This window comes from Nocardia sp. NPDC004123 (genome assembly GCF_053603795.1).
In genome coordinates this window covers 241,268-263,231 of sequence record NZ_JBSGGG010000007.1, presented here as the reverse complement: position 1 = coordinate 263,231, position 21,964 = coordinate 241,268, and the positions used below count along the sequence as shown (strand labels likewise).

Sequence of the window (21,964 nt, the reverse complement as noted above, 5' to 3'; positions counted from 1 at the left end):
GAAGGCGCGCGCGAGTTTCGCGTAGTGAACTACTCGAATCCGCACGATTGGGACGCCCTCGATTTGCTCGACGTTCGCCCTGGCAACGTGGATGAGTTCGGTGGCGAATTCACCTCGGTCCAGCCGGTAGCCGCTGACCAGGTAGTCCGTTACGCGTGGCAGCGGTCAACCTTCGATGCAGGCTGTGACGTATGACCGGCGCAGTCGATGCCAACCTCAACGTCGATCTCGTCAAGGTGTCGCCCGAAGAGATCAGATTTGCGGTCGTGTTGAACGGCGGCGTGAGCCTGGCCGTGTGGATGGGCGGCGTCACGATGGAAATCGATCGTATCGCCAAAGCAGGCGGCGTATCGGACACCAGAGGCGACAATGCGACATATTCAGCCATGCTGAAATTGACTCGAAGTTCGGCTCGAGTCGATGTGCTGACCGGGACGTCCGCAGGCGGAATCAATGGAGCGGCGCTCGCTCTTGCGCAAGCGAACGGAAAGGCCGGCATGCACACGTTGCGGGATGTGTGGGCCGAGCAAGGCCGGATGCGCACATTGCTGCGCCAACCCTTCCGCGGGGCTCCGGCTTCGTTGCTGCGCGGTGACGAGTACTACCTGCCGAACCTCGCCGACGCGTTGAAGCGTATGGCCAAGCCGTTCGAGGCGCGCCCGCCACAACCGATCGATCTCACTATTACGACGACCCTCCTCACCGGTGCACCGCTGCTGGTTGTAGACGGAATCGGTCAGCAACTGCCGCAGAATGTGCATGAGGCGCAGTTCCGGTTCTTGCAGGATCCCGACGGGGATATCCGCGAATTCGGCGATCCCACGCCGACCGACTCATTCGCTGCGGCGAATATCGAATCAACCGCGGCACGACTGGCGCTGGCGGCTCGATGCAGCTCGAGCTTCCCTGTCGCGTTCGAGCCGTCGTTCGTGCCGGTGGCGCAACCGGATTCGGGATCGGCCGAGGTGTTGCGGCCCGACATGTCGACGTGCGCCTCCTGGGCCCGCCCCGCGGCGGGGCTGTCGTGGGCGCGGATCGACTCGAACGAGACGGACATGTCCAGGTTTGTCATCGACGGTGGTGTGCTCGTGAATACGCCGACCAAAGCCGCGCTGGCAGCGGTGGACCGACTGCGGGCCGATAGACCGACGAGGCGCGTGATGTTGCTGGTGTATCCGCACGCCTCGACCGATGTCACCTCGAAACCCGACTATGCGGACAAGGTGCTCTCTATTGCGGAGGTCGGCGGAAAGCTGCTCGGCGCCTTGTCGTCTCAGGGCAGCCGCACGTTCGTCGAAGAGGTCGAGAGGCATAATCGCATGGCACGCGGACGCGCCGACGGCCGCATGAACATCATCGAGTCGCTGCGGCCGACGCCTCAGGATCCCCCTCGCTCGGAAGCATTGCGTTCCCTCGCACGCAGTCTCGATGCCCATCATCGCAACGTGCGGATCGAACGTGCGGCGCAAACGTTGGCTGCGCGTATTCCAGCCCACCCGCATTGGTCATTCGACCGGGTCCTCGAGGAATGCAAGCGCGCGCACTGCGCGTGGGGCGCCGATCTGCCCTACGTACCGGAGCGCGCCGCCACCGGGTCACCGCGAAGCGACTCGAAACACTGGCTATGGGGTGACGAGACCGCCCGCGGAATCGCCGACGCTGCGCTCGACTTCGCTCGGCACCTTGCGGAAAACGTCGCACCGAGCAACGTACTCAGCGCTGTTCGGACCGCGATCCATGAGCACCGCGCGACGCTGCGCCTGCTTGGTGAGGCACTCGACACGCCATGGCTGGCCGAGCCGACGCTGATAGACCTCGAACCTGATCAGGACTACTGGCGGTTGCGACTGGCTGCGTACGCGTACCACGTGAGAGGACAGCCCGGACGGCTCGACGACCTCCCTGCCGAGTTCGCCGAGGCGATCGAGCTGATCAAGGCGCTCACACCGCCCACACGCGGGACTTCTGCGCAAGCCCGGCCACCGGGACCCGGCGCATTCGGTGCGGCGATGAAGGACGCGGTCACCGGCATCGTCAGTGAATTCTGTTCGGCACTCGACATCGCCAGCAGAGACCCTGTCGGCGACGCCGTCGCGGTATGGTGCCAGCTGTTCGATACCAGCGGGGTTCCTGCCGACCTCCGCGCGACACAGGTGCTCGAACGGCTCACCGATCTCGAGATCGTGTCGTTTTGCCTGCTCGACTGCTCGTCACAGGGTGAGTCGCTCATACGTCTCGTGCAGTTCAGCTTGAGCACGGCCAACGCCTTCGCGCAGCAGAGCGTGACTCCCCGCGAGAAGTCGGCAAGCATGGCGCTCAACCGATTCGCGGGGTTCCTCAAGCAATCTTGGCGAATCAACGACTGGATCTGGGGACGGGTCGACGCGGCCACGATGCTGTGCCGTACGGTCCTCGACCCGGTTCGGCTGGGTCAGACCCTTGCGGTGCGGACGGCCACGGCCGCGCAACTGCTCGATGAATTTGTCGAGACGGCGTTCCACGGTGGGTTTCCCGGAGACGATGAACCGGAATTGACGCAGGCCTACGCAGCCGCCCTCGACGAGCTGAAAGCGATTCTCGGCGAAGACAAGACCACAACGGCTCCGCCGCTGGCCGCGGACAACCTCGCCAGGCTTGCCGCGTGGGCGCTGCACATCGACATCATCCTCGAGGAACTGCCGGCGCTCGCGTCGAGCGTCAGAGCCGATCGACGCGACGGCGCCAACCGACGTTCCCGCGGTGAACTCTTCCTTTCCGAGAATGCCGATCTACTGAATCACATTGCGGCACTGCCGAAAGCGCCGCCGTCGAAGGAGCGCGACCGGGTTGCTCGCATTCGGATTTCGCTCGGTGTCGACGCCCTGCGCGCGTTCGACCGCGCGGGGATCGGGCGAGAGGCGTTGAGCGAGGAGATGTCGAGCGACCAAATGATCTCGACTGCCACTGCGGCGGCTGCCGTTGCGGTGACCGCCGTGGACAGTCCCCAGTTGGGCGTGCCCGCCGTCCGTCCGGTGACACGCGGGCTTCGCGGTGTCATGCTCCTGCCGTACTGGGTGATCTCAGGGCTGACGTCGGCCGGTCTCGCGGCTCGGGGACTGTCGGTGCTCGGGCTCAGCGTCGGGGGTGTCCTGCTCGTCATGTCGCTGCTGAACCTGCTCCCGCCCTGGACTGCCGCGTTGGGCGCCGGCACATTGCTCGCAGCGCTCGCCTACAGCGCGCTTCGGACCGGAACGATGCTGCACGGGTTGGTGCTGTTGACCCCGGTCGTGCCGCTTGTCGTTTACTCGATCCAGGCTCCGTCGACGAACCGCACGTCGGCCGACAACGTTCCCGGATGGACAATCATCGCACTGATCGGGGTCGTGGCGGCGCTCGTGGTGCTCGGCAGTCTGCCCGTGCCCGTTCGTGGCCCGGTGGCGACACTCCGTTACCTGCTGCGCGGATGGCGTCGGATCGTCATGTCGCTCATGGTGTTCGGGTCGGTGATCGGAGTCGGCGTCATTGCGCTCTTCTACTTCGACCACATACCGCGTTGGTGTGACGACCTTCGCACGTGGATCAGCAGTCCATCGTTCCCGATCGGTGTCTGGGGGACGACCGTCGTTGGGTTCGTCGGCGCTCTTCTCCTTCTTGTTTCGTTCCTGTCCGTCCATGCGGTGAGTAAGCCGGGGCTGCGGCAGGCCGGAACTCGACCTGGCTGTCTGGTACGGACGCCGTGCGGGTTGGACGAGACCCAGGCCGTGACATCGCAATGGGCACTGGTGTACGGCTTCGGGTACGTTGCTGTCACGATCGTCCTGTGGCTCGCCCATGTCTACAACAAACGGAATGGTGACTGGGGTTTGGCCGCGATAGTCACATGTGCCGTCCTCGGACTTGTCCTGCTGCTCATCGTCCCGCCCTGGCGTGCCGTAGGCGTGTGGCTGGATCTCCGGAATAATGCGCTGGAGGTCGACTTCCACGCGAAACTCGCGGAAGACTCGAAACCGCTGATCCGCCATCTCACAGCGCGAGGATCGACGTACTGGTTGGTCGTGCGCTGCAACAGAACCGGCGATGATTACGATTTGGCCTGGCTGGGCCGCAGATTGGCAGCCCGCCTCGATAGCCGCCATCCTGAACACTCTCACCCAGTCCTGGGTGTCTAGCGCTCGAGGTCCCGGAATTGCCCTCCTGCAAAGGAGTTCGATATGTACGTGCCCTCTTGCGGTCTGGGTAACCCCGACCGCAAGAGGGCACGTACGTCCGGGTGCGGCTATCAGCCGAAGGAGCCGGTGCTGGGCTTGGGGGTCGGGGTGGGGGTGGGGGTCGGGGTGTCGGCCACGGTTACTGCCTGGGTGGTGGTGGAACCGGCTACGCCGGTGCGGCCGGAGAAGGTGGCTGCGATGTTGTAGGTGCCCGCGGCACCCGGGGTCCAGACGATCGAGGCGGTGCCGTTCGCGGCGACGGGGATGTCGCCGAGAACCTGGTCGCCCGCCTTGAACTGGATGGTGCCGCCCGCTGCCGCCGGGGAGACGGTCGCCTGCAGGGTGACGGCATTGTTGACCTGGGCGCCGCTCACCGGGGCGAGCGTGGTGGTCGATACGGCGTCGCTGGACACGGTGATGGCCGGGCCCTTGTCGGTGTAGTTGCCGGAGCCGAGGGAGCCGTTGTAGCTCATGGAGGTCGGCAGCGGGGTGTCGCGGGCGCAGTTGACGCCCACGGTGTACTGCACCTCGAAGGTCTGGGACTTCGGTGAGATGTTCGGGTACACGGGGTATTTGACGATACTGAAGGAGGCGCTGACCGAGTCCGGGGCCGAGGTGTCGAGCGTGACCTGGTCGCCGCCCATCCTGCCCGAGCCCGCGACCGGAGTCAGGCAGGCGGGGTGCGCGTCCTTGACCGAGTAGATGTACTCGACCGGGATGCCGGTCCGCTCGAACATCGTCGTGACGGTGATGGTTTCGCCGGCGATCGGGTTGGTGTCCGAGACCGTCCGGGTGAACTTGCTGTTCCCGTCGGTCCAGGTGACCGTTCCCGATGCGGCCGAGGCCGCGCCGGGGATCGCGGCGACCGCGAAACCGGCCGCCACCGCGAACGCGGCCATCGAACCGGCCGCCCGCCGCGTACTGCTGTCCATCATTGTTTCTCCCACAGACATCGGGTGTCCCTCGACACGGTCGTCGAGGGGTTGCCGCACCCGAGTTGGGCAGCATTAGATCACGGTGAAATGGTCAATGGACCAGTTTCTGAAATGATCGTGATTCAGTTTTGGTGAGTGTCACGGCGGACCAGGTCGTCATGGACCGCTGGGCGCGGCCGCACGGTCAGCCCGCGTCTGCGGGCGAACGCACTGTAGACGTTGGGACACAGGATCTTCACGCCATTGCTGGAACGCTTGCCCCGCGCGGGCGCAGACCCAGCCGCCACGAGGCGCCGGCGCGTATCTCGACCGTGGTTGTGCCAAACCACTATCGACCCGGCATATTCCCGAGACGAATCGCAGCTATCCAGGAGTAAGTAACCGCGTTCACTCATTTCGAGTACTGGTCCCGGGGAAGTGCTGATGCGCACTCGATTTCGCTGTCTCGTCGCGGCCGGGCTGGTCATGGCCGCCACCCTGCTCCTGGTGCCCGGGGCCGCCCGCACCGCACCGGAAAGACACATCGGCGTGCTCGGCGACGATTTTCTCTGGGGTGTGGCGGCCTCCGGATTCCAATCCGAAGGCCAGTCACCCGACAGCAATTGGACTCGTTACATCGAAGACAATCCGGGCTGGGACCGCCTCGGCGATTCCGTCGATTTCCATTCCCGGTTCCGGTCGGATATCGCCTTGGCCGAGAACCTCGGCGTCAAGGTGTTTCGGATCGGCGTGGAATGGGCACGGCTGGAACCCCAACCGGGAGTATGGGATCCGGCCGCCTTCGCCTTCTACGACGACGTGATCGACGCCATCGTGGCAGCCGGTATGCGCCCCATGCTGACGCTGGACCACTGGGTGTATCCGGGCTGGGAGGCGAACCGGGGCGGCTGGCGCAATCCCGGTATGGTGGCGGACTGGCTCACCAATATGCGGAAGGTCGTCGACCGCTACGCGGCTCGCAACCCGATCTGGGTGACGATCAACGAGCCGGTCGCCTACATCATGCACGAGGTACGTCAGAACCGGACCGACGCCGGCCAGATGCTGAACGAGGTGGCGCAGGCGCACAACAGCATCTACGACTACATCCATCAGGCGCAGCCGAACGCATTGGTGACCAGCAATGTCGGCTACGTTGCCGGGGCGGAGTCACAGGTCAACGGACCTCTGCTGGAACGCATCGGCGACAGACTCGATTTCATCGGCATCGACTACTACTTCGGCTACCAACCACCGGACCTCGCCGCCGCGAACACGCCCGGCGGTTCGGCGCCCGCCCCGGTGGGAATGTGGGATCTTCCGGTCCGGCCCGAGGGCATCTACTTTGCGCTGCAACACTATTCGCAACAGTTTCCCGGCAAGCCATTGTGGATCGTGGAGAACGGCATGCCCACCGAGAACGGGCAACCCCGCGCAGACGGTTACACCCGTTCCGAACACCTGCGAGACACCGTCTACTGGCTGCAGCGCGCGAAGACCGACGGCATGAACCTCATCGGCTACAACTACTGGAGCCTGACCGATAACTACGAATGGGGCTCCTACACACCACGATTCGGCCTCTACACCGTGAACGTACGCACCGACCCGGCCCGGAACCGCGTACCCACCGACGCGGTCGGCACCTATCACGACATCATCGCCCACAACGGCGTGGCCGCCGAGTACCTGCCGGTCCGCGCCCCCGCCGACTGCGAGCTGGTCGATCCTCCCGCCAGCTGCAACACCCCGGTCACAGCACCCTGAGCACCACATGGACGTGCTCGAGCATCTCTGGTCGGGGGGCCGGTCGCTCGGGCTGGAAGACATCTTTGTGCTCGACCGACCCCAGTCGTTCGACGGATTCCGTTGACGCGGCCGGTTCTTAGCGTTGGGCGGGTTCACCGTTCTCGAGGGAAGGCAATGAGATGAACGCCCAAGCGATACCGGACCGGGAGCTCACCGAGCGGCCGGACGGATATCAGGGACCGAACCTGTCACCGGTGGGGCTCGAACATCGGGCACAGTGGTTCGCGGATGGGGTTGTCGCGCTGATGGCGACGCTGCCGCCGAAGGATAACAACGGGGTTATCGTGGGCAGCGCTGCGGCGCTCGTGGTGGATGCCGGAATTACGCCGGCCATTTCGGCGCGGATTCAGGCGCAGGCGGCCACATTGACCGATCGGCCGGTGCGATACCTGGTGAATACGACCTATCACGGCGATCACACGTTCGGCAATGCCGCGTTCCCGGATGAGGTGGTGGTGATCTCGTCGCGGCTGAACAAGGAGAACATGTCCGATCTGGACAACGAGAAGCGGCAGCGGACCGGGAACATGTACGGCGCGGAGGCGGAGTTCGACGCGGTGACCCGCTGGCGCACACCGGATGTGGTGTTCGACGACTTCGCCGAGATCGATCTGGGCGGGCGCGTCGTGCAGCTGTGGCAGTTCGGGCCGGGCAACGGTCCGGGCGACACCGTGGTGTACGTCCCGGATACCCGCACCGCATGGACCGGTAACTACGTTTGCCATGCGGGCATCGCGCCGATGCTGCTGCAGGGCGGGCCCGAGCCCTATCTCGCCTCCTTGCGGAAGATGCGGGAAACACTGCCGGACATGGCGATCGTGGTGCCGGGGCACGGGCCGATGGGCAATGCGCTCGAGGCGGTCGACTGGTTGATCGGATACCTGGAGCAGCTCCGGGACGAGGTCGCCGTGGCGGTTGCCGAGGGAAAGACCCTGGAGCAGGTTCAGTCGCAGGTCACCGATCCGTGGGCGGAGACGCTGGCGCCGAGTCTGATTGCCGCGCTGCATGATTACGCGGTTCCGGCCGAGATCGCCACCCAGGGCCTGCTGATGCTGTGCCGGAATCTGCACCGGCTCAATGTGCTGGCGACCTACCGGAGCCAGTCCCGCTCAGCGTGATTCGTGGAGGAGGGCCGCCAGTTCGGCCCGCGTCGCCACACCGAGTTTCGGAAATGCCTTGTACAGGTGGTAGCCGACGGTGCGGGGGCTGAGGAAGAGCTGGCCGCCGATATCGCGATTGGACAGTCCCTCGGCGGCCAGGCGCACGACCTGAAGTTCCTGGGGTGTCAGCAGATCCAGGACCGAAGCGGTGGGCGGCCGCCGGCCGGTGTCGCCGGTGGCGCGGAGTTCGGCGCGGGCGCGCTCGGCCCAAGGGTGGGCGCCGAGCCGGTCGAAGGTCTCCGCGGCGGCGCGCAACCGGGTGCGGGCTTCCGCCTTACGCTGGTATCGGCGCAGCCATGCGCCGTAGAGCAGGGCGGTCCGAGCCCGTTCGAAGGGGCGACCGCCCTTCTCGTGCAGGCGCTCGGCCGCCTCGTAGTGCCCCTCGGCCTCGTCGGCGGGGCCGGTCAGGGCCAGGCAGCGCTCGTATACCGCACGTGTACAGAGGGATCCACTGGCGGCCGACCAGCGGCGGAGTTTGTCGAGGGATTCGGCGAGGTGGTCGGTCCGCCCGGTGCGTACCGCGGCTTCCACCCGCAGGGGTATGAAGGACACGGCCATGTAGTGGCCGGATATCGGTCCGCGGGCGGCGGATTCGAGCCGGTCGGCTACCAGGTCGTAGCGGCCCGCACCCAGATCGAGCAGGGCGAGGGCGGTGATGGCCAGCACCGCGGTGGCGGTTTCCCCGCGGTCGAGGGCGGCCGTGAGGGTCGACTCGGCGAGCGCGCGGCAGCGAGTCTCGTCACCGGCCAGTGCGGCGGCCCAGGCGAGAGTGCAACGCAGGCCGTCCATCTGGTTGCGCTGCCCGATGGCGTCCGCGAGCGCGAGTCCCTCCTCGGCGTGCACGGTGGCGTCACGGTTGCGCCCGGTGGCGAATTCGGCCGACGCGAGATAGTAGAGCCGCATGGGCAGCGCGCCGAGCATCGACTGCTCGCGCGCCTCGGTCACGAGGGTTTCGAGCAGTTCACAGGCTTCGAGGTCGAATCCGGTCATGAGACCCATTGCGGCGCCGTTCATTCGCTCGTCCTGGGTGAGTTCCGCCGACCGCGTATGCACGAATTCCGCGCAGGCGCGCAATCTGGGTAGCGCGAATTCGTCGTCACCGCTGAGCATTCGGGCCATCCCGATCAGCCCCTCGGTCAGTGCATTGGGTCCGAAGCGACGGTCCAGCAGGGTGGCCGCGCGTTCGGTGAGTTCGGCATCGCCGACGAAGAAACCGTTACGCACCGCGTCGACCAGCATCGGGCCCGCCGCATCGTCCGGCGCCCCGGCGGCGGCGTCGACGAGGATGCGCGCAGCAGTGTGGCGGGAACCGAATTCGGCCTCGACCGCGGCCCGCAGCGCGGCCAGCCGTGGGGCATCGGCTTCGCCGATCGGTCCTCGTCCGGCCCGGCGTAGCAGGGCGCCGGTTCGGTGCAGATCACCGGCGACCGCAGCCGCCTTGGCGGCGCAGATCAGGCGCCGGGTGCCGGTCCCCGCGACAACGGTCAGCTCGGCCGCGCGTTCCATCGCCGCGGACGCGGCGGCATGGTCCGCGCGCTCGTATGCGCGGCCGGCCGCGGCCTCCAGGTCGTCGGCGAGCGTGTCGTCCGGACCGGTCGCCGCCGCCGCACGATGCCAGACTGCGCGGTCGGCAGCCTCGGTACTACCGCTGCGGTGCAGCGTTTCGGCGAGTGCGTGGTGTGCGGCCAGCCGGAGGTGCAGCGGGGCATCGCGCAGGATGGCTGCGCGCACCAGCGGATGCCGGAAGCTGACCTGGTCGCCCCGGCGCACCAGCAGTCCCGAGCGTTCGGCCGCCGCCAGATCCGCGGGGCTCGCGCCGAACGTGGCGGCGGTGTCCAGCACTACCGAGAGTTCCCCGGTCTGCTCGGCCGCCGCGATCAGCAGCAGGGTGGCCGCGGCTTCGTCGAGGCGGGCGGCGCGGGCACCGAAGGCGGTCTGTACCCGGGTGGACAGCGGGAGCATGGCGAGGTCGTAGGGCACGGCCGGGGCGGCTCCGGTCCGCTGGTCGGCGCTCAGCGCGGACGGCAGCTCGACCAGGGCCAGCGGGTTTCCCTCGGTTTCGGCGAGCATGCGGGTGCGTACCTGCGGTGCGAGTTCGGGGTACCGTTCGTCCAGCAGGGCCGCGGCGGCCGCGCGGTCGAGTCCGCTCAGTTCATGCGCGCTGAGCCCGGCCACGGGGTGGGTGCCGCCGCGCACGGCGAACAGCAGCAGCACGCCCTCGTGATGCAGTCGGCGGGCCGCGAAAGTCAATGCCTCCGCAGAGGATCGGTCCAGCCATTGGGCGTCGTCGACGAGGCACAGTACCGGCCCGTCCTCGGCCAGTTCGGCCAGCATCGACAGCACGGCCAGACCGATCAGGAAACGATCACCGGTCTCCGCGGCGGCCAGGCCGAAGGCGCCGCGCAAGGCGGCGGCCTGCGGTTCGGGCAGGGCGTGGAGCCGATCGAGTGCCGGTCGGAGCAGCAGATGCAGTCCGGCGAACGGCAATTCCGCCTCGAGTTCGATACCGGAGACCCGGATGACGCGCAGTCCGTCGGCGCGCGCCGCGGCGTAGTCGAGCAATGCCGTCTTGCCGATGCCCGCGGGTCCGGTCAGCGCCAGCGCTCCGCTGCGGCCCGCGACCGCATCCGCCAGCAGTCGATCGATCAGCGCCAGCTCTTCGGCACGCCCGTACAGCACTCGACGGACCCTACCTAAGGGACATGACAGATCACGGACCGGTCGATTGACTGAATTCTTCTGCAGCGCACCGCCATAGCGTTCCTACCAGTCGATACCCACCGAAATCAGGAGCTGGTATGCATCCGAATTACTCGCTGAGCGAACGTGATCGGCGCTGGGCGCTGGCCCGCGAGCTGATGGACGACCAGGGCGTCGACGCCTTGGTGATCTACGGCGAGCACGAGACCGGCGGCCCCGCACCGTTCGCGCCCGACGTCTACTTCACCAATGAGCGTCCCGGCGCGATCGTGGTCTTCCCCCGTGACGCCGACCCCATCTCGCTGGTGTGGTCGCCCATGCACATCGCCGACCACATCGAGGCCCGCCGCCGCGGTGAGGCCTGCTGGACCGAACCGCAGAACATGCGGGTGGCCAAGCATGCCCAGGGCGTCGTCGATGTGTTGAAGGAGCACGGGCTGGAGCGGTCGGCGGTCGGGGTGATCGGCCTGGAGCCGTATCCGCCGTTCCACTTCAACCCGATCATGCCGTACGGGCTGTGGACGGCGGTCCTGCAGCAGTTGCCGCAGGTGAATGTCAAGCCGATGTGGTTTCCGTTCCTGCTGCGCACCCTGACCCAGTCGGCGGAAGAGCTTGCGGTGCTGCGGCGTTCGGCCGAGATCGGCGAGGCGATGGCGCAGGCCATGCTGGACGTCGCCGCGCCCGGCGTGAGCGAGGCCGAGGTGTACGCGGCCGCCATGTCCACGTCGTTCCGGCTGGGCACGGTCGCGCCCGGCATGCTCATCCAGTCCGGTCCCGGCTTCGCCTGCTGGGGACCGCCGGTCTGGTCCTACCGCCCGCAGGAGCCGCGGACCATCGAGGACGGCGACGTCATCCTCGCGGAAGTGTTCTGCCAGTACGGCATGCGCGAATCCCAGCATCAGGTGGCCATCGCCGTGGGTGAGGTGCATCCGGACATCGAGGTGGCGGCGAAGGTGGCGCGCGCCTCCTACGAAGCCGGCGTGGCCGCGCTGCGGCCGGGCAATACCTTCGGTCAGGTGGTCGACGCGATGAAGGCCCCCCTCGACGCGGCGGGCGGCTGGAACGTGCATCCACTGGTGCACGGGATGAATCCCTATGGCACCGTCTGCGGCTTCGGCAGCGGGATGCGCGAACTGCCGGAGGCCGCCGAGTACGGACTACTGGCCGAGGTGCCGACCATCGGCAGCGATCTGCCATTGGCCGAAGGCATGGTGTTCGCCTTCGAACCCAACTGCGTCATCGGCGGGAGGCTCGCGAACATCGGCGGTACCGTCGTAGTCGGGGCAGACGGTGCAGTGGAACTGAATTCGCTCACCACCGATCTACTGCGCGCACAACCCTGAATCGACGGCGCGAAAATGTATCGGACACTTGCCTTTCTGGCGATTCTGTCGGCTGCCATGCTGGTCGGCCTGATGACCACGCTGTTGACCGTCATGCGCGGCATGTGGAATCAGCAGAGCGACGCCGACGCGGCACGCGGCTTCCAGGACTTCTTCCAACACGCGGCCACCAACCGCGTGCTGTCCACACTCACGATCATCCCCATCATCAGCGCCGTCTGGATGGCGTTCCTCCACGCACCGGACACCACCGCCAAGGTGTGCGCCCTGACCGGCGGCGGCGTCTTCCTGATCGGCTTCTTCGTGTGGACCGCCGTGTTCAACCTGCCGATCTACAAAGCCGTCGCACAGTGGGGCCTGACCGAGGCCATACCGGACGATGTCCGCACCGAAATCGGCCGCTTCCACGCCTCCAACATCGGCCGCCTCACCGCAGCGCTCGCCATGAGCGTGCTGTTCTTCCTGGCGATCTGAGCACCTGATGATCGCGACGAGACCGAGGCCGCAGGTTGTGCGGCCTCGGCCTCGTTCTCGTTGTCGGGTTGGGGAATTCAGATGTGGTCGACCAGGCCTCTCGCACCCTCGGACAGGGCGCAGTGCGCACAGCAGAAGAACCTGCCGTCCGCCTCCACGCCGTGACCGATGATCTTGCAGTTGCAGTGCTCGCAGATGGGTGCCATTCGGTGGATCGCACATTCGAAGCAGTCGAAAACGTGCCGCACTCCCTGAGCTTCGACGACGATCGGCATCGCGTAATCGTTACCGCAAACCTCGCATGCGCTCATGGATCGCACGCTACTCCGTGGGACCGGTTCGGCGTCCGAAGTTCCGGTTAATAGGCCTTTGACCAGCCGGTTTGCGGTGCCGAGGTGGCTGCCTCGGCTACGCCGGCAGGCCGGCCCGGCGGCGGGCAACGGCGGCAACGGCGGCCCAGTCCTTGTCGCCGTCGCCGTGGGCGAGGGCGTCGAGGAAGGCGTCGCGCAGCACGCTGCCGAAGGGCAGCGGGACATTCGCCGCGGCGCCGGCGGTCAGGGCCAGGTTGACGTCCTTGAGGCCGAGTGGCAGCCGGAAGCCGGCCGGTTCGTAGCGGCGGTCGGCGACCATTCCGCCGTAGCCGGTGTAGATCGGACCGGGAAACAGTGTGCCGCTGAACATTTCGACCAGGTCGGTGGGCCGGACACCGTGGGACTCCGCCAGACTGCACGCCTCGGCCATGGACTCGATGGCGCAGGCGATCAGGAAGTTGGCGCTGATCTTCGCGGCGTTGGCCTGACTGGGGCGGGTACCGAAAGGCCAGGTGCGTCGGCCCATCGCGGACAGCAACGGTGCGGCCTGCGCCAGCGCCGTGTCACCGCCGGCGGCGAGGATGTTCAGTTCGCCGGCGGCGGCCACCTGGGGCCTGCCGAGGACGGGCGCGGCGACGTATCCGATGCCGTGCTCGGCGTGCAGGCCTGCGGCCCGGTCGGCGAGCGCGATCGAGACCGTCGCCATGTTGACGTGCACGGCGGCCTTCGCCCCGGCCAGCAGCGCCGGGTCGAGCAGCAGCTGTTCGACGGCGTCGTCGTTGGCCAGCATGGAGACGACCGCCTCGGCGGCGAACACGTCAGCGATGCTCCCGGCCGCGTCGGCGCCCTGGGCGACCAGCGCGGCGACCGGCTCGGGGGAGCGGTTCCAGACCAGGAGCCGATGGCCGGCCCGCAGCAGGCTGGCGGCCATGCCCTGTCCCATTGCGCCGAGCCCGATGAAACCAACTGTCATTCCGGTCATCACACACTCCTCGTTGTCGTCGTCGGCCGACCGGCTGAACGGCGGCCGTCTCCAGGCCGAAGGCCAGTGGGCCGGGCCGGACGGACCGGGCCCGATTCATCGTCCTCCCCTGGTCCGGCATCGCCTCGTCCGACATCGCCGCTGTCTATCCCGCAGTGCGGTTTTCGCTGCTGAGCAGCCACGCCTGCTTCTCTAGTTGATTGATGACGGCATGGAGCAGGTCCGCGGTGGACGGATCTTCGGCATCGGTGTCGTCGTGCACGGCGCGCAGGGTCGCCACCACATCGCGAATCTGTGTGGTGACCAGGTCGACGATGACGGCGGTGTGCTGCTCACCGGCCGGGAGTTCCGGCAGGAGGCTGGTCGCCGCGATCGTCTGGGGCCGGCCGTCCGGCACCGCGTCGAGGGCGCGCATCCGTTCGGCGATGGTGTCACCGGCTTCGCGTGCGGCATCGACGATTTCGTCGAGCTGCAGGTGCAGGTCACGGAAGTTGTGACCGACGACGTTCCAATGCGCCTGCTTGCCGTTGAGGTGGAGAGCGGTGAGCTCGACGAGGACCTGCTGCAGATTGCCCGCCAGTCGTGACGACGCGCGAAACGCGATTGCCGATTCCATGTGAGTGGTCATGATGGTGCTCCTGAATGTGTTGGGGTGGTGGACTATTCGGACCAGAGATCGGTGGTTCCGGCGATCAGGCTTTGCTGAGTGCGGACACCCTGCTCGATGCGGTCGCCGAGCTTCTTGTCGAAGGCGCCGCCGCCCTTGGCGTGTGGCTGACGTTCGGGCACACGTTCGCGGTTGAACTGGGCCATCTGCTCGATCAGATAGTGATCGTGCAGCAGGATCGGTCCGTCCGGGCCGACGGTCAGCGAGTGCTCGTCGCTCTGTACCGGGATGCCGGCATCGGTCGTCGTCGCTCTGGGCGCCGGGTTGGTCATGGCTTGCCTTTCTGGTGGTGGAGGGAGCGGATCAGCGATCGTCGGGATCGAGTGCGAGGAAGACGGCGCCCGCGGCGGCGCCGGCGATCAGCTGAGCCGCGAGATACACCCACAGCGTCGGCCAGGCGAACATCCCCAGCACGGCCGCGCCGATCGTGACCGCCGGATTGAACGCTCCGCCGGAGATCGCGCCGACCGCGAATCCGCCTGCCACGACGGTGAATCCGATCGCCAGCCCGTAGAACGAGTTGTCCGGATGGCTCTTGCTCGTGGCGACGTTGAGCATCACGTAGCACAGCGCGAACGTGAACAACAGCTTGACCACGAACGCGGCCGCGATGGTGTGATAGGTGAGGGCCGGATGCGGCGGGGCTGCGGGCTGCGCGGGATCCACGACGGCACGCGCCACCACCGCGGCCAGTAGCCCGGCAATCAGCTGCGCGATCCAGTACCGGACGGCATCGCGCAGCGCGATCCGATGTCGCACCAGCACCGCCAGGGTGACCGCCGGGTTGTAATGCCCCCCGGAGATGTGCCCACCGGCGTAGATCATCACCATCAGCACCGCGCCGATCGCCAGTGGTGCGAACGGGCCGACGCTCCGGACGGCCGTCCCGACCGTGAACACCAGGAAGAATGTCCCGATCAGCTCGACGGCGTACTTCGCCGCGGTCCGGCGGGCAGCGGCCGCCCGGTGCGGTTCAGCTGCGCGGACAGTGGCGGCCTCTTCGAATGTGACCATGTCGCGACTCCTCGGTTTGCCTTCTGGGACTTCCAGAATCGCTGTCACGCGAGCCGGTGTCGTCGCTGCTGACATCCATCGGTGCTCCCCGCCAGCACCACAGTGGGTATGGCGGCTACCTGCAATCGGCCCGGTTATGCTCGACGTCTATCGGCCATCCATGTCCGGCGCAGCCAAGGAAGGCGAGAGTTCAGTGACGACTCCGTTGCGGGTGCTGCTGGCCGATGACGATGTACTGCTCCGGGAGGGGTTGGCGAGCCTGCTCACGCGTTCGGGGTTCGACGTCGTGGCGCAGGCCGCAGACGCCTCGCACTTGCTGGAGCTGGTCCGGGACACGCGGCCCGATCTGGTGGTGGTCGATATTCGAATGCCGCCGACCCACACCACCGAGGGGCTGGACGCGGCCCGCGCGATCCGCGACGAATTCCCGGAAACCGGCATCCTCGTGCTGTCGGCCCACTCCGATGTCGAGCATGCGATGGAGTTGCTGGCCAGCGGCCGGGGAATCGGCTACCTCCTCAAGAGCCGGGTCACCGATGTGGAGGATTTCATCGACACGCTCCAGCGAATCGCCAAGGGCGCGTCGGTCGTCGATCCGGCGCTGGTGACGGAGTTGGTGTCCGCCCGCCGGCGCAACGATCCGCTCGCAGCGCTCAGCGCACGCGAGCACGAGGTGCTGGCCCTGATGGCGCAGGGGCGTTCCAACGCCGGGATCGCCCGGCAGTTGTGGGTCACCGAAGGCACCGTCGAGAAGCACGTGCGCAGCATTCTGACCAAACTGAATCTCGCCGAGACCCACGACGATCATCGCCGGGTGCTGGCGGTGATCACCTTCCTCGAGTCGCGCTGACCCGATCCGCTCCTGCGCCCCGCAGCAGCGCCGCCGTGCTGCGCACACGCAGGGCAGGTGCAGCTGCCGGGAAGGCCGGGATTGCTGCTGGCAGGAATCGTCGATGGGCGCTGGCCGTGGCGACAAGCGCCCTCCGGAGCGCGACAGTAGGCAGCAAGACCCCTACGGAGATTCGGAGAGTGACATGAAGACAACAATTTTGGGAAGAAGCGGACTGCACGTTTCTCGAATTGCCTTCGGCACGTGGCAACTCGGCGGTGATTGGGGGCGGTTCGACGAGCACGCCGCGATCACGGCGATCCGGCGTGCCCGTGATCTCGGCGTCAACTTCTTCGACACCGCGCAGGCCTACGGCTTCGGTGCGTCCGAACGGATCCTGGGCCGGGCGCTGCGCCCCGAACTCACCAGCGCCCGTGACGAACTCGTGATCGCCACGAAGGGCGGGCTGCGCAGGACCGGCACCGGCGTGGTCCGCGACGCGAGCCCCGACTGGTTGCGCAAGGGAGTGGACGCCAGCCTGGCCGCGCTCGGCGTCGACCACATCGACCTCTATCAGGTGCACTGGCCGGATGCGGCCGTGCCGGCCGCCGAGACCGCGGGCGCACTGGCCGACCTCGTCGCCGCGGGCAAGATCCGCCATGTCGGGGTCTCGAACTACAGCCCGGCGCAGATCGCGGAATTCTCCGCCGTGCTGCCGGTGGAGACGGTACAACCGCCGTACCACCTGTTCCGGCGGGACATCGAGGACGACCTGCTGCCGTACTGCCGGGTGCAGAACATCGGCGTGCTGGTGTACGGGCCGCTGGCACATGGCTTGCTGACCGGAACGCTGCATCGCGATACGACGTTCGCCGACGACGACTGGCGCAGCACGAGCCCCGACTTCACCGGCGACGTCTACCGGCAGAATCTGACAGCCCTGTGGGAGCTGGAGACCTTTGCCGCCGACCGCAACATCACGGTCGGTCAATTGGCAATCGCCTGGACATTGGCCAATCCCGCCGTGCACGTCGCGATCGTCGGCGCCCGGCAGGCCGGCCATATCCAGGACAGCCTCCGAGCCGCGGACATCGTGCTCGACGATTCCGACCTGGACGAGATCGACAAGATCATGGCATGGGCCATGCCGATCGCCGGGCCGTCACCGGAGAGTGTGTGAGCTGGTAACCAGCACCGGGGCCGGCACGTTCACATGAAGGGGATGGATGTTCATCCACCAATTACCGGCTCTCCGTGTACATTCCGCCAGGTGTTGACTATTGGCCGACTCGTCGCGGATCCCGCCCTGGGGCTGCGAGTCGTGACGACGGAACTGACCGAATCCTTGGGGACGGAGATCCACTGGCTGCACACGACGGAGCTCGCCGACCCGTCGCCCTATGTCCGGTCCGGCGAACTCGTGCTCACCAATGGCCTGTGGCTGTCACATGTTCCGGCGGACCGGTTCGTGGCGGCCGTCGCGCGGGCGGGTGCGGCCGGGTTGGTGTTCGGGCTCACGGCGCAGACCCCGTCGCTGCCCGAAGGGCTTGCCGCGCTGTGCCTTTCACACGGTTTGCCGCTCATCGAGCTGTGTGTCGGGGTGCCGTTCGCCGCGCTCACCCGAGCGGCCGCTCGGATCCAGAACGAGGTGCTGCAGGCGGAACTGACCGCCACTGTCCATCGTGGCGACGCCCTCGCCACCGCTCTCTCGCGCGGCAGCGGTGCGGCGGGCGTACTCGAAATCCTGCGCGGTGAAACGGAATTGCCGCTGCTCGTGGTAGACCGCAAAGGTCGCCGCCTGGCCAGTATCGGCTGTGAGCCGACCGATGAGCAGGTGCGGATGGCCGCGGCCGCGCTCAATCGCACCCCGCCGCCGATCGAGGTCGATCTGCTCGGGCCCGGACCGGCGGTGCTGTATCTCGTGGAGGGCGCGATGGGGGAGATCGACGCCGGGCTCTACTGCCTGGAACCGGCCGCGACTCTCACCGCCGCCGATCGGGACGCGCTGGCCCAGGCGGCGCGCTTCCTGAGCTTGGAGGTCACCAAACAGCAGGCCGTCCACGCCATCGAGGCGCGTTTCGCCACCGAGCTATTGGAGATGATCCTCTCCGGGCCGCGCAGCAGCGGTGAGGTGATTCGCCGCCTGCGCGCCTATGGCGTGCCACCGGACCGGCCGCTGGGAGTGCTCGTGTCCGCACCGGTCGCCGCCTCCGATGCCGATGCCCTGCCCGGCGATATCGCCCACGCGGTCGGCGCGTTCTTCGCCACCCATGGCATACCGGTCTTCAGCGCGGCGGGCAGCCGGGATGTGGTGTCCATCTGCCTGTGGGAGCGCTCGGCGGACGAGTTGGCGCGCTTCGCCCGAGACCTGGCCGCGGAGGTCGGTAGACGGGTCTCCGCCGAACGGGTCGTGATCGGCGTAGGGGATATCGCCACGGCGGGTGGACTGCGGGAATCGCTGGTGCGCGCCCGCGAGGTCTGCCAGATCTTGCGAGCGCAGCATGGCCCGGACACCGCTGTCTTCGCCGATATCGCGACCTTCCGGATGCTGCTCGGCCTGCTCGACGACCAGGTGCGGCAACGATTCTCGGAGCAGGTGCTGGGCGTCATCCGTGACCACGACGCCCGCACCCACACCGACCTCGAACACACCCTGCGCACCTTCCTCGCACACGACGGCCAGTGGGCGGTCACGGCCGCTGCCCTGCACGTCCACGTCAACACCCTGCGCAATCGCATGGCCCGCATCACCGAGCTGACCGGACGCAATGTCAATCGCCTCGAGGACACCATCGACCTGTACCTGGCCCTGATGGCCGAACCGCTGGGCCCGGCCACCTACTGACCGGCCTCGATCCGGATGCCCTCCACTTCGCCGCGCACCCGCGTCGGTGTGAGCGGTGTGCTACTTCGGGTAGACGGCTTCGTCCACGTCGTAGGCGGGCAGGGGGCGGGTCGGGGTGTGGGTGTCCTCCCGTGCCCAGGCCGCCACGTCGCGGCAGCGGCCGAAGGTGACGTCTCCGCACTCCTGGGCGTAGGCGATCAGGTTGCGCAGGGCCAGCATTCGGCCCGGACGACCGGTCAGGAACGGATGCATGCACACGTTGAACAGGCAGCCGTAGTGACGCATGCCGTCGAGCTCGGCCCGCCACATCTGCTCGACCTTGACCGGGGACTCGATGACCGAGCCGATGCGCGGTGCGGGCAGGTACGCGTACTGCTCCCAGTCGTCCAACGACCAGTGCACGGGCAGTTCGATTACCGGGCCCTGTGGGGTGTCCACGTGGTACGGCCGGTCATCGCCCATCAGCGAGGAGTCGTAGGCCAGGCCGTATTCCGCTATCAGGGAAAGGGTTTCGCGACTGGCGCTCCACATCGCGGCGCGATGCCCGGCGATCTCGATGCCCTGGGACGTGAATACCTGCAGGGCGCGTTCGAAATCGGCGCGCTCGGCGCCGGCGGGCAGCGAGGTGGGCGGCCGGTGACTGTAGGAATGGTGCGCGACCTCGTGCCCGCGCTCGACGATCGACGCGGCCAGTCCCGGGCGTTGTTCGGCGACCCAACCGGGTACGAAGAACGTTGCGGGAACACCCATCTCGTCGAGCAGGTCGAGAATGCGCGGCACCCCCACATCCGGTCCGTAGGCCTGGTGTGACATCACCATGGGGTGCTCGGCGTAGTGCCGGCCCTCGGCGAGGATCGGCGTCTCGGCGTCCACGTCGAAGGTCAGCGTCGCCACCGCGGCCCCGCCGCGGGTCCAGGTCCGAGCGCTCATTCGCCGGTGCGCTCGCGCCAGGCCGCGGCGCAGTCCAGGGTTGCCATGGGGTGCAGCATCTCATGATCGAACGAGGAGAGTTCGGCGCCGGTCTCGACCCGGCGCGGCAGGTCCGGATTGGCCAGTGCGCCCGTACCCAGCGATAGGACGTCGGCGTGCCCGCCGGTCAGCACATCGGCGGCCTGGGGCAGATTGTGCATGCCCCCATTGGCGATGACCGGGCGACCCGACACCTCCCGAGCCAGCTGGGTGACGGTCGTGCCGCTGGGGAGTTTCGCGGTCTCGAGGAAGTCACGGCCCTCGCTGGCGATGTGCAGATACGTCGCCTCGGTCAGGGCCGCGAAGATGGCGCGCGCGTCGGCCTCACCCTCCGGCCAGCGATAGGTGAAGTCGTTGACCTTGGTCTGCGACAGCCGGACGCCGATCGGGAAGTCGCCGAGGGCGTCACGAATCGCACGCAGCACCCGCGCGGTGAGCCGGATGCGATTCCGCACCGGCCCGCCGTATTCGTCGGTGCGCTCGTTGGTGTATTCGGTCAGGAACTGATCGAGCAGATAGCCGTTGGCCCCATGGATCTCGACGCCGTCGAAACCAGCCGCACGGGCGTTCTCCGCCGCCGCGACGAAACCGGCCACGACATCGTCGATGTCGTGCGCGGTCATCTCCCGGGGCGCGTTCCACGCTCCACCGACCCCGCCGTAATCGGCCATCATCTGCCCGCGCGGCGCCACCGCGGACGGCCCGATGGTCGCGAAACCGTGCGCATTGCCCTGGGAAATGGCTCCGGCGTGCATCAGCTGCGCGACGATCGGAGTCGCCGCCGCGTGCACGGCGTCGACCACCGCGCGCCAGCCCGCGACGTGCTGTTCGGTGACCAGGCCGGGCTGGTTGAAGTAACCCTGGCTGTGGGCGGCGTCCGGATAGATGCCCTCGGTGATGATCAGGCCGAATCCGCCCAGCGCGTATTCGCGGTAATACGAGGTCATCTGCTCGGTGGGAGTGCCGTCAGGGGTGGCCGAGACCCGGGTCATCGGCGCCACGGCGAATCGGTTGCGTAGTTTCAGGGTGTCCAGCCCGAACGGCTCGAGTGCGGGGTGGGCGAGTTCGGTGGTGGTCATCGGTGGTTCTCCTCGCTGGTCGGGGGAAGGACGGTCAGGGCCAGTGGCGTGGGTCGAGCCCCGTTGATCGGGTTGTGGTCTTGTGGACAGGCGGAAACCACCACCAGGCAGTCCATTTCGGCGCGGAAGGTGATGGCGTCCCCGGGCGCGGTGGCGGCCTCGAGCCAGGTCAGGCTCTCGTCCGCGGCTACCGGAATGCGCATGAACACATTGATCGGTTGCGGAATGAACGGCGGCGCACCGTATCCCAGCTCGGTCACGGTGTGGCGCAGATTGTCGGCGCAGTTGGCGTGTTCCGGATCCCCGTACGCCGCATAGCGTTCCGGATCACAGGCGGCGATCAGCATGTCGTGCACACCCGGCGAGGTGTCCTCGGTATACGTGAGGATCGGTCGCCGCCGGTTGGTCACGAATGACTCGCCGAGCGCGGGGAACAGTCGCGCGGTGTGGGTGCGCGTGTGCGAGGCGCTGTGATGCTCGGTGAGATCGTGGGCGTTGTAGGCGAACACATCACCCACCTGGCCGCCATCGACGTCGGTGATCCGCAACCTCGCACCGGCGCTCAGGGTCACCGCTCGGGCTCGCCTCGCCGGCACGGTAATCGGCTCCGGATGGCTCAGCACTGTCATGGAGGTCAGTCAACCGAACGAGCTGGCGCTGTCGAAATGGATGATCCCACAG

17 protein-coding genes and 1 pseudogene are annotated in these 21,964 nt (G+C 67.3%); 8 read left to right on the top strand and 10 right to left on the bottom strand.

Going from position 1 to position 21,964, the window contains the following annotated elements; all coding sequences use genetic code 11:
- Positions 1 to 191 precede the first annotated feature (191 nt).
- Positions 192 to 4,148, top strand: a complete 3,957-nt coding sequence (locus tag ACWEQQ_RS12600; RefSeq protein ID WP_452348277.1) for a patatin-like protein — start codon at positions 192 to 194, stop codon at positions 4,146 to 4,148.
- Between the two features lie 110 nt (positions 4,149 to 4,258).
- Here ACWEQQ_RS12600 and ACWEQQ_RS12595 read toward each other — a convergent pair whose 3' ends face one another.
- Positions 4,259 to 5,122 (bottom strand): Ig-like domain-containing protein, encoded by an 864-nt coding sequence (locus ACWEQQ_RS12595; RefSeq protein ID WP_452339220.1) that lies wholly within the window; start codon positions 5,120 to 5,122, stop codon positions 4,259 to 4,261.
- A 423-nt stretch (positions 5,123 to 5,545) separates the two neighbouring features.
- Between ACWEQQ_RS12595 and ACWEQQ_RS12590 the strand changes: the two genes are divergently transcribed.
- Together ACWEQQ_RS12590 and ACWEQQ_RS12585 are read left to right on the top strand one after the other, a co-directional pair.
- Entirely contained in the window at positions 5,546 to 6,868 is a 1,323-nt protein-coding gene (locus ACWEQQ_RS12590; protein WP_452348276.1) for a family 1 glycosylhydrolase, read from the top strand.
- Positions 6,869 to 7,029: 161 nt separating this feature from the next.
- A complete protein-coding gene (locus ACWEQQ_RS12585; protein ID WP_452348275.1) occupies positions 7,030 to 8,028 on the top strand; it encodes an MBL fold metallo-hydrolase in 999 nt (332 codons plus the stop codon).
- Here ACWEQQ_RS12585 and ACWEQQ_RS12580 read toward each other — a convergent pair.
- The gene (locus ACWEQQ_RS12580) at positions 8,020 to 10,749 is read right to left on the bottom strand and encodes a helix-turn-helix transcriptional regulator (protein ID WP_452348274.1); all 2,730 of its coding nucleotides are present in this window, start codon (positions 10,747 to 10,749) and stop codon (positions 8,020 to 8,022) included. The genes ACWEQQ_RS12585 and ACWEQQ_RS12580 overlap by 9 nt on opposite strands.
- Before the next feature lie 119 nt (positions 10,750 to 10,868).
- On the opposite strand from ACWEQQ_RS12580, the gene ACWEQQ_RS12575 reads away from it, so the two are divergent.
- Both ACWEQQ_RS12575 and ACWEQQ_RS12570 read left to right on the top strand, forming a co-directional pair.
- A complete protein-coding gene (locus ACWEQQ_RS12575) occupies positions 10,869 to 12,113 on the top strand; it encodes a M24 family metallopeptidase (protein WP_452348273.1) in 1,245 nt (414 codons plus the stop codon).
- A gap of 15 nt (positions 12,114 to 12,128) precedes the next feature.
- Entirely contained in the window at positions 12,129 to 12,587 is a 459-nt protein-coding gene (locus tag ACWEQQ_RS12570; RefSeq protein WP_452348272.1) for an anthrone oxygenase family protein, read from the top strand.
- 77 nt (positions 12,588 to 12,664) lie between these two features.
- On the opposite strand, the gene ACWEQQ_RS12565 is transcribed toward ACWEQQ_RS12570, so the two are convergent.
- The 5 genes and pseudogenes from ACWEQQ_RS12565 to ACWEQQ_RS12545 all read right to left on the bottom strand — a co-directional run bounded on the left by ACWEQQ_RS12565 (position 12,665) and on the right by ACWEQQ_RS12545 (position 15,561).
- On the bottom strand, positions 12,665 to 12,793 hold the full coding sequence (locus ACWEQQ_RS12565) for a hypothetical protein (protein WP_379439127.1): 129 nt from the start codon (positions 12,791 to 12,793) through the stop codon (positions 12,665 to 12,667).
- Between the two features lie 202 nt (positions 12,794 to 12,995).
- Positions 12,996 to 13,871, bottom strand: coding sequence for an NAD(P)-dependent oxidoreductase (locus tag ACWEQQ_RS12560; RefSeq protein ID WP_452348323.1), 876 nt, complete (start codon positions 13,869 to 13,871; stop codon positions 12,996 to 12,998).
- A gap of 154 nt (positions 13,872 to 14,025) precedes the next feature.
- The gene (locus ACWEQQ_RS12555) at positions 14,026 to 14,508 is read right to left on the bottom strand and encodes a Dps family protein (RefSeq protein ID WP_452348271.1); all 483 of its coding nucleotides are present in this window, start codon (positions 14,506 to 14,508) and stop codon (positions 14,026 to 14,028) included.
- Positions 14,509 to 14,627: 119 nt separating this feature from the next.
- Positions 14,628 to 14,819: pseudogene (locus tag ACWEQQ_RS12550) on the bottom strand (catalase); the annotation flags it as partial.
- 31 nt (positions 14,820 to 14,850) lie between these two features.
- The gene (locus tag ACWEQQ_RS12545) at positions 14,851 to 15,561 is read right to left on the bottom strand and encodes an MIP/aquaporin family protein (RefSeq protein WP_452348270.1); all 711 of its coding nucleotides are present in this window, start codon (positions 15,559 to 15,561) and stop codon (positions 14,851 to 14,853) included.
- Between the two features lie 193 nt (positions 15,562 to 15,754).
- Between ACWEQQ_RS12545 and ACWEQQ_RS12540 the strand changes: the two genes are divergently transcribed.
- The 3 genes from ACWEQQ_RS12540 to ACWEQQ_RS12530 all read left to right on the top strand — a co-directional run bounded on the left by ACWEQQ_RS12540 (position 15,755) and on the right by ACWEQQ_RS12530 (position 19,235).
- Positions 15,755 to 16,411: a response regulator gene (locus ACWEQQ_RS12540; protein WP_452348269.1), complete on the top strand. Its 657-nt coding sequence runs from the start codon at positions 15,755 to 15,757 to the stop codon at positions 16,409 to 16,411.
- Between the two features lie 184 nt (positions 16,412 to 16,595).
- The gene (locus tag ACWEQQ_RS12535; protein WP_452348268.1) at positions 16,596 to 17,570 is read left to right on the top strand and encodes an aldo/keto reductase; all 975 of its coding nucleotides are present in this window, start codon (positions 16,596 to 16,598) and stop codon (positions 17,568 to 17,570) included.
- Positions 17,571 to 17,660: 90 nt separating this feature from the next.
- Positions 17,661 to 19,235, top strand: a complete 1,575-nt coding sequence (locus ACWEQQ_RS12530) for a PucR family transcriptional regulator ligand-binding domain-containing protein (RefSeq protein WP_452348267.1) — start codon at positions 17,661 to 17,663, stop codon at positions 19,233 to 19,235.
- 60 nt (positions 19,236 to 19,295) lie between these two features.
- Here the strand turns inward: ACWEQQ_RS12530 and ACWEQQ_RS12525 are convergent, their stop codons facing one another.
- Genes ACWEQQ_RS12525 through ACWEQQ_RS12515 form a run of 3 tightly spaced genes read right to left on the bottom strand, consistent with a single transcriptional unit; the run spans position 19,296 to position 21,912 of the window.
- The gene (locus tag ACWEQQ_RS12525; protein ID WP_452348266.1) at positions 19,296 to 20,165 is read right to left on the bottom strand and encodes a polysaccharide deacetylase family protein; all 870 of its coding nucleotides are present in this window, start codon (positions 20,163 to 20,165) and stop codon (positions 19,296 to 19,298) included.
- Positions 20,162 to 21,283 carry an oxidoreductase gene (locus ACWEQQ_RS12520; protein WP_452348265.1) on the bottom strand — a complete coding sequence of 374 codons (1,122 nt, stop codon included), beginning with the start codon at positions 21,281 to 21,283 and terminating at the stop codon, positions 20,162 to 20,164. Before ACWEQQ_RS12520 ends, ACWEQQ_RS12525 begins: the two co-directional genes overlap by 4 nt.
- Positions 21,280 to 21,912 (bottom strand): DUF1989 domain-containing protein, encoded by a 633-nt coding sequence (locus tag ACWEQQ_RS12515; protein WP_452339235.1) that lies wholly within the window; start codon positions 21,910 to 21,912, stop codon positions 21,280 to 21,282. Before ACWEQQ_RS12515 ends, ACWEQQ_RS12520 begins: the two co-directional genes overlap by 4 nt.
- Positions 21,913 to 21,964: the final 52 nt, after the last annotated feature.

What these genes read in the sequence shown, in the direction of transcription:
- ACWEQQ_RS12600 (WP_452348277.1), top strand. Translation starts at nt 192, where the DNA reads ATGACCGGCGCAGTCGATGCCAACCTCAACGTCGATCTCGTCAAGGTG.
- ACWEQQ_RS12595 (WP_452339220.1), bottom strand. Translation starts at nt 5,122, where the DNA reads ATGATGGACAGCAGTACGCGGCGGGCGGCCGGTTCGATGGCCGCGTTC.
- ACWEQQ_RS12590 (WP_452348276.1), top strand. Translation starts at nt 5,546, where the DNA reads ATGCGCACTCGATTTCGCTGTCTCGTCGCGGCCGGGCTGGTCATGGCC.
- ACWEQQ_RS12585 (WP_452348275.1), top strand. Translation starts at nt 7,030, where the DNA reads ATGAACGCCCAAGCGATACCGGACCGGGAGCTCACCGAGCGGCCGGAC.
- ACWEQQ_RS12575 (WP_452348273.1), top strand. Translation starts at nt 10,869, where the DNA reads ATGCATCCGAATTACTCGCTGAGCGAACGTGATCGGCGCTGGGCGCTG.
- ACWEQQ_RS12570 (WP_452348272.1), top strand. Translation starts at nt 12,129, where the DNA reads ATGTATCGGACACTTGCCTTTCTGGCGATTCTGTCGGCTGCCATGCTG.
- ACWEQQ_RS12565 (WP_379439127.1), bottom strand. Translation starts at nt 12,793, where the DNA reads ATGGCACCCATCTGCGAGCACTGCAACTGCAAGATCATCGGTCACGGC.
- ACWEQQ_RS12560 (WP_452348323.1), bottom strand. Translation starts at nt 13,871, where the DNA reads ATGACAGTTGGTTTCATCGGGCTCGGCGCAATGGGACAGGGCATGGCC.
- ACWEQQ_RS12555 (WP_452348271.1), bottom strand. Translation starts at nt 14,508, where the DNA reads ATGACCACTCACATGGAATCGGCAATCGCGTTTCGCGCGTCGTCACGA.
- ACWEQQ_RS12545 (WP_452348270.1), bottom strand. Translation starts at nt 15,561, where the DNA reads ATGGTCACATTCGAAGAGGCCGCCACTGTCCGCGCAGCTGAACCGCAC.
- ACWEQQ_RS12535 (WP_452348268.1), top strand. Translation starts at nt 16,596, where the DNA reads ATGAAGACAACAATTTTGGGAAGAAGCGGACTGCACGTTTCTCGAATT.
- ACWEQQ_RS12525 (WP_452348266.1), bottom strand. Translation starts at nt 20,165, where the DNA reads ATGAGCGCTCGGACCTGGACCCGCGGCGGGGCCGCGGTGGCGACGCTG.
- ACWEQQ_RS12520 (WP_452348265.1), bottom strand. Translation starts at nt 21,283, where the DNA reads ATGACCACCACCGAACTCGCCCACCCCGCACTCGAGCCGTTCGGGCTG.
- ACWEQQ_RS12515 (WP_452339235.1), bottom strand. Translation starts at nt 21,912, where the DNA reads ATGACAGTGCTGAGCCATCCGGAGCCGATTACCGTGCCGGCGAGGCGA.